This window comes from Niastella sp. (assembly GCF_045805085.1).
Taxonomy (GTDB): domain Bacteria; phylum Bacteroidota; class Bacteroidia; order Chitinophagales; family Chitinophagaceae; genus Niastella.
Genome location: NZ_JBJMLX010000255.1, coordinates 1 through 3,730, shown reverse-complemented (window position 1 = coordinate 3,730; position 3,730 = coordinate 1). Strand labels below are relative to the sequence as shown.

The 3,730-nt window shown below is 44.2% G+C and carries 4 protein-coding genes; 3 read left to right on the top strand and 1 reads right to left on the bottom strand.

Going from position 1 to position 3,730, the window contains the following annotated elements:
• The coding region (locus tag ACJ751_RS13320; RefSeq protein ID WP_407745991.1) for a cation:proton antiporter at positions 1-679 on the top strand (679 nt) is incomplete at its 5' end.
• 19 nt (positions 680-698) lie between these two features.
• Here the strand turns inward: ACJ751_RS13320 and ACJ751_RS13315 are convergent.
• A complete protein-coding gene (locus ACJ751_RS13315) occupies positions 699-1,268 on the bottom strand; it encodes a putative glycolipid-binding domain-containing protein (protein ID WP_407745990.1) in 570 nt (189 codons plus the stop codon).
• Positions 1,269-1,410: 142 nt separating this feature from the next.
• On the opposite strand from ACJ751_RS13315, the gene ACJ751_RS13310 reads away from it, so the two are divergent.
• Entirely contained in the window at positions 1,411-3,153 is a 1,743-nt protein-coding gene (locus ACJ751_RS13310) for an ABC transporter ATP-binding protein (RefSeq protein WP_407745989.1), read from the top strand.
• A partial coding sequence (locus ACJ751_RS13305) for an ABC transporter transmembrane domain-containing protein (RefSeq protein WP_407745988.1) occupies positions 3,137-3,730 on the top strand: 594 nt, incomplete at its 3' end. The genes ACJ751_RS13310 and ACJ751_RS13305, both read left to right, overlap by 17 nt.

The following is a 3,730-nucleotide window of genomic DNA, read 5'->3' as shown; positions in this document are numbered from 1 at the left end:
TATGGGTCCTGGTACAACTTCCATCAGTAAATTAATGATTGCTTTAGTCGTAAGCCTGGGTATCATAATTCTTTTGCGTGCTGTACGCCATCGTACTTTCCTTCAGGCTAAAGCGCTCAATGGATTAAAAAATGACCATGATCTGCAGGTGTTTCTGGGACTATTATTATCGCTTGGATTCGGGGTGTTGGCAGATATGGCTGGTTTAAGCAGCGCTATTGGTAGCTTTGTTGCAGGATTGTGTATTGGTAGAACAGTAGCCTTTGACTGGCTTGAGCATGCATTAAAACCATTCAGGATCTTTTTTGTAGCGCTCTTTTTTATGTCAATTGGTTTACAATTCGATATTAAATATTTATTTGAACATGGAGGTATTATAATAGGTGGGGCATTACTGGTATTAATCAGTAACTCTGCTTTGTCCGCTATTGTTTTCCGCTTATTGGGATATAACTGGCGACAAAGCCTGTATGCAGGTGCATTGCTTGCGCATACGGGCGAATTCGGGTTGCTTGCCTGTTCACTGGCATATAATCTGCATGTTATAGACAATATATTTTACAAAACTACCATTGCTATAACCGGAACTACCCTGATCTTGTCTGCTTCCTGGATCAATGTCCTGAAACTATTTTCTCAGGCGTTCTATAGAAAGAATAGATCTTTACCAGGTTTTTAACACCCTTAGCGCAGCAGAATCAATAATGGCTCTCCTGTGCCGCTGTACGAACAAACAGGGAGGGATAATCTACCACAAATCCTGATCTGTCTACCTGGATGTTTGCTTCAAAGTCGTTAGGAATATTCTCGTAATGATATTCAGTGGCCGACAGGCAGGTGTATTTCTGGCTAACCGGCATGATCTGCATGTCCAGCAGATCAAAATACAATACCTGTATTTCCCTGGTTTCACGGGGCTTTAATTGCAGCCGGCGAATAGGCAACGTATTAGTGAAAGGGGTGACCCGGATATCGATGTCAATACAATCTTTGAAGCGCGACAATGGTTGACCTGCATTTGTCCAGTTACCTTTTCCATCGCTTTCGTAGCTGATCGTTTGGGTTTGGTTGCTGTGCTGGCTAATGATCTCAACAAATACAGTTTCCCAGTGAATGTTTGTTTTGATATGATATGCTACTTTGTAGATCTTTTCTTCGTAATGGCCAATGATGATGGAAGATATGTCAACGCCGGATATGCTTTCCCTGATCAAACAATTTTCCAGGGAATGGTATTCGCGACCTGTCCACAGTATGTTGGTTTGCATGGTAGCAAATTACAGTTTTAATTATATGTAGCTGGCCTGGCATATAAAATGATGAGTAATTTAATCTGGCCGGGCTAAAAAAAACTAATTTTATAACAATTCTTTAGTTCTTTGCTCGTCTTACTAAATAGAATAAGTAAACATGAAAACAAAAGGTGGTGCACCCCCGGCAAAGCCAAAGATAAATGCGCTGGTTTTGGGATATAAGAAACTGATTGCGCTGTTAAGTTTTTTTACCATCAGCGCCAGCCTGTTGGGGTTATTGATCCCAAAGATCATTGCAAGGGCGATAGACTCATATGCGCAGGCACATACGATAAAGGAACAGTTATTGTGGGAATTTGCTATCGTTACCTTCCTGGTGTTTATTTTCACCTACCTGCAGTCGGTGGTGCAATCCTATGCATCTGAAGTGGTGGCCAGGGACCTGCGGCAAAAACTGGCAGAAAAGATCGCATTACAGAACTATTCATATGTTATGGAAGTGTCGCCGGCACGTTTACTCACCAATCTCACCTCCGATGTAGATGCTGTTAAACTGTATGTTGGCATGGCGATAGGTAACCTCATTTCTTCTTACTGTTTGCTCATAGGCGCCAGTATTTTATTATTGTTAACCAACTGGAAGCTGGCATTGGTGGTGCTGGCGCTGATCTCTGTTATCTGGGTGGCCCGTACGATCATCATGAAAAAGATCAGGCAATTCTTCAGGGAAATACAGGGCATTATTGATTGGTTGAACAAAGTGATCAATGAAAGCATCCTGGGCGCCGCGCTTATTCGGGTGTTGAATACCCAGCACCAGGAAAACAATAAATTCATCGAAGCCAATACAAAGGCCCGCAACATCCGGTTAACGATCATCCGGTATTTAGCGATCCTTATTCCGGTCATTACTTTTGTGGCCAGCCTTAGCTCCATGGTGATTCTTTTATTGGGCGGGCATTTTGTGATCGCTGACAGTATGTCGCTGGGCGATTTTTCCGCATTTTATAGTTATATCGGCATTATGATCTTCCCCATTATCATGATCGGTTTTATGGCCAATATCATTGCCCAGTCTTCGGCTTCGTATGAACGCGTGTCTGCGCTTTTGTCGGCAGAAGGTCCCCAAAAAGCAGGCACACTGCCCATTCAATTAACCGGATCGGTGCAGTTGGCTGATATCACCCTTCGGTTTGGTGAAAAGAAAGTGCTGAAGGAGATCTCATTGGCTATACAACCTGGCACCAGGACAGCCATTATTGGACCCACAGCAGCGGGGAAAACACAATTGTTGTATGTAATGAGCGGTCTGGTACAACCGCTGCAGGGCAGGGTACTGTACAATGGCGTATCACTCGAAGAGATCGATAAACAAATGTTTCACCGCCAAATGGGCTTTGTGTTCCAGGATAGTGTGATCTTCAATATGACCATTAAGGAGAATATCGCTTTCGCTGAAGACATCACCCTGGAAGACATGCAGAAGGCCATTCGCGCGGCAGAGTTGACAGATTTTATTGAGTCGCTGCCCGATAAACTGGAAACTGTTATCTCTGAGCGCGGACTGAATTTATCGGGCGGTCAAAAACAGCGCATTATGCTGGCCCGTGCATTAGCCCTGAATCCTAAAGTGCTGTTGTTGGATGATTTTACCGCGCGGGTAGATGCGCAAACCGAAAAAAGGATCCTGGAAAATGTAAGTAGGCTGTACCCGGGCATCACGCTGATCTCGGTTACCCAGAAGATCTCATCTGTTACCGATTACGACCAGTGTGTATTGCTGATGGAAGGGGAAATTATCGCTTCAGGAACACATGCGCAATTGCTTCAACACTCACCGGAATATAATCAACTGTTCGAATCACAAAAGAGTACCAGCCAGTATGAATTACCAGCTTAAAACAGGAACAAGCAAACCATTTGCTGCGTTAAGAAAATTAATGCCTATTATAAAAGGCGAGCGAAAGATCATGTCTGTGGCTTTTGTGGCATTGCTCGCCAATACGCTCACCTCCCTGGTGGTGCCGATCATTATTGCCCATACCATCAATACGGCTATTATTTCAAAAGATTTTCCTGGTGTTGTAAGAGCCTCTATGCTGGTATTTGCGCTGTACCTGGTGGGGTTTATTGCCAGTTATTTTCAAACCAGGTGGATGGGGGCTGTTGGTCAGCATATATTGTTTTCGCTGCGCAACCAGTTGTTCTCGAAACTGCAGTCGCTGCCGGTTGCCTTTTTCAGCCAGAACAAGGCCGGAGACCTGATCTCACGCATCAACAACGATACTGATAAACTGAACCAGTTTTTTTCACAGGGTTTGCTGCAATTCGTAGGCAGTCTGTTTATGATGATCGGCGCCGCTGTTTTTATTCTGGCTGTGAACATAAAGCTGGGGTTGGCCGCATTGGCGCCTGCCGCGATCGTTTTGCTTTTTACAAAACTCATTTCGCCCTGGATCAAAAAAAGAAATGCCGCC

Bases quoted from the DNA above. Each gene is read 5' to 3' on its own strand.
- ACJ751_RS13310 (WP_407745989.1), top strand. From the start codon at position 1,411: ATGAAAACAAAAGGTGGTGCACCCCCGGCAAAGCCAAAGATAAATGCG.
- ACJ751_RS13315 (WP_407745990.1), bottom strand. From the start codon at position 1,268: ATGCAAACCAACATACTGTGGACAGGTCGCGAATACCATTCCCTGGAA.